Annotated in this window: 2 protein-coding genes; both read right to left on the bottom strand. The window is 35.9% G+C overall.

Annotated features, from left to right (window positions below; translation table 11 throughout):
* Nucleotides 1-532: 532 nt before the first annotated feature.
* Entirely contained in the window at nt 533-2,383 is a 1,851-nt protein-coding gene (locus PQ963_10700) for a hypothetical protein (protein MEN4030127.1), read from the bottom strand.
* Nucleotides 2,384-2,447: 64 nt separating this feature from the next.
* On the bottom strand, nt 2,448-2,858 hold the full coding sequence (locus tag PQ963_10695) for a hypothetical protein (protein ID MEN4030126.1): 411 nt from the start codon (nt 2,856-2,858) through the stop codon (nt 2,448-2,450).
* Nucleotides 2,859-3,138: the final 280 nt, after the last annotated feature.

Genomic DNA, 3,138 nt, shown 5'->3' with positions numbered 1-3,138 from the left:
CTACGAATCTTCTGATCCAACTCTTCAACCGACAAATGCCTCTCAACATAAACCTTTTTCCCAGCCATAAATTAAATTATAACGATCATAGTATAAAAACATTTGCACAGCACTATAATTTGACTTCAAAAGATCTCTTATTTTTTGTATTCTTCCTTAATTATTCTTTAAGTCATGTTATTAAATTTTTATGTTATCTCATGAAACTTTCAAAAACCCACAAAATCCACGATTTTGGGGCCCCGAACACGAAGTGTTCGACGGCTGTCGCCCATATCTCCTGGTATGAACCTTTCCCATTTCCTGATGGTAGACCTTAAGAAGCTCTTGGTCCTTATTGATAAGAGCGTCTATTTCTCCCCCGTAAAATTCCCGGTTACGTTCACTTTTTAAATAGAACCTCAATACATCAGCATCGTTATTAAGCTTCCTGTTAGCAACCACAATGAATGGTAAAACTTATAAAATAATTCCACATCTTCTTTAGATAATTTCATTTATATCTCTCGTTAGTAAATCGATTGAAATATAGCTATCTATATTCCTCAGTGGCTTTATCCCACCAGTCAAACTCATCAGGAAACTTCCTGTAATTTTTTTCAAACCAGTCACTTAAGTGGGAATCATAAAAACCACCTTTATTAAACCGTTTTTCAAATTTTTTAAAGCTCATTTTCATTCTAATGGCCAGAATGTAATTACGTGCACCTGCATTATCACCAGGATTTGATTTTAAGAGTTTTCTGAATAAATCCAGAGCATCATCTGTTTTTGAGGATTTCCACAACAAAACAGCCTTATTTAGAATGATACTGATGATATGCCTGTTTTCCACCCATCCCCACTCCAGTAAGTCTGGCCATTCACCTTTCTTATCAGTTATCAGGTTTATTGCTCTTTTATAGGCTTCGTCCAGCAATTTCTCTGCTTCTTTTTGTCTGCCCTCACTCTGTAAAATCTTAAAGAGCGTTAAATAGGAGTCAAAAAAATCAGGGTCTTTTTTAATCAGCTTCTTTAATTCCACTTTTAATTTAGGTATTCCAGGTTCTTCCTGGATTAAATTATGATAATCATTCACAACTTCCCGTTCCCTGTCTATGTATTCTCCTTCATCCGGACTGGAGTTGTTGTAATCAAATAATGTGGTTTGCCCAGGGTCGTATTCATTCTCTTTAATCGTGTCATATTCTCTTCTTTTTCTCCATATTACGGATTGAATTAATTCATCTTTCAGTAAATCACGTATCGATCCCTTTTTTATTAGATCATCAAGTGATCCATCCTCAACCATGGCCTGGAATGATTCATCTTCCATCATAAGTTCCATCACAGCCTCCAACATCTTATCCTCATCATCCACTGGAACATCCTGCATATCTTTTTTTATTCTGTCTATTAATTTCAAATTAGAAGCTAAGGTCAATTTAATTCCAAGTTTAGAAGCCATAGGTTCAAGGAAAGTGAAAAGTTCTTTTTTCTTAACAATAATTTCAGTGGGTAATGATCCGGTGTTTTCAACATTTTTCTGCAATTGAATTGAAAAAACACTCACCCACTCTTTCGGGTTCACTACTTCGGTGTTTAAAATGAGTTCAGTGTCTCTTTCGGCCCATAAAATTATGTAGGGAAAGTATGGCCTTTCTTCGGGGCCATCCTGAACAGCCTCATGAAAATAAAAGAAATCAGCTTCCCAGATTCCATGACGCTTCAATTTCTGGAGTTCTTCAACAGCATCTTCATCCACAGACCCAATTAATATTTCCTCCAACTTTTCATCTATTTCAGAGGGTTCTATCCATTCATTTCTCCATTTAAGGCCATTTTCTTTTAATGGCACTCGAACTAATATTTCAGAAGCTGAAGGGGGAACAAGCATCTCTGGATCATTTTTAAAACGATTACAAACATGAATTGCCTGCTGAAGTGCAATGGTCAGAAACTGTACTTCTCCACTGTTTAAATACCATGGAAGATGTCCCGGCAGATAACTTCTAAACAATGGCCATTCATTCTTCCCCCTGAATCTTAACTCCAGTTTTCTGATTATTTCATAATCACGCTTTTCTATATATTCTCTGTTTTCAAATGAAGCCATGAGACATTTTTGATTAAGAAGCCCAAGAGGTTCATCAGGAAGGATTTTTTCTCCAGATAATATTCGTAACAACTCCTCCAATCCTTCACTGCCCAGATATACCCCCAGGGCGAAATGTTCGCCTGATCTTCCCATTATGCAGCAATAACCAATTTCACCAGTGCCCGGGTTTTGAACTCCGAATATATCGGAATCCCACATCCAATCCCATGGTTTTAATTTCTTAAATTCTATTGCTGCAGAATATAATTCTTTCCATTCGTTAATAAACGGCTGTTTATCCTTCATTTTAATATCATCCCCTAATTTTTTGTTTTAGGTGATCTCACATGAGCATTAATGGATTGCATGATTACTCCTTTTTTGAGTCTTTAACTGGCCACACACTTAAAGCCATGTTGATGGTGAATCTATCGAATCCCTTTTCAATCAACATCTTTGCTACTTTACGATTACGCTCATAGAATTCATTTTCCAGTCGCTTATCTTCTACAGAGTCATCACTGGTTAAATGGAAGTCAAGAAGAACTGGAAACTCTTTTTCTGTGCCGTCTGCATAGATACGTACATGTGAATCCCCATACCACCTATTAGTGGCGTAATAATCCATGTATTTACCAGTTTTGTCTTTTCCAAAACAGTACTGAATCAGCCAGCCCTCTTTATTGATATGGCCACTACGCCGGGCATTAAGGTCTTCTTCTGGTAAAGTTATCATCCAACCAGAAAAACTCTTATTAAAACTATCTGCAATTAATTTCATAATCCACCTGAAAATCATCTCAATTGAGTTACTTAAATCTTTATTTATCTACAATTTTATATTTCTTTGGGATCAGTGAAATAATGGTTTAAACTGGTTAATCCCTTTGAGATAACATTTACTTTAAAAACTAATATTTTAAAATGATAATGTGGCAGAGAAACTATAGTGCTGTGCAAATGTTTTTATACTATGATCGTTATAATTTAATTTATGGCTGGGAAAAAGGTTTATGTTGAGAGGCATTTGTCGGTTGAAGAGTTGGATCAGAAGATTCGTA

Source organism: Methanobacterium sp. (assembly GCA_039666455.1).
Taxonomy (GTDB): domain Archaea; phylum Methanobacteriota; class Methanobacteria; order Methanobacteriales; family Methanobacteriaceae; genus Methanobacterium_D.
Note: the sequence above shows the minus strand (reverse complement) of the source record. Positions and strands in the feature narration are given on the sequence as shown.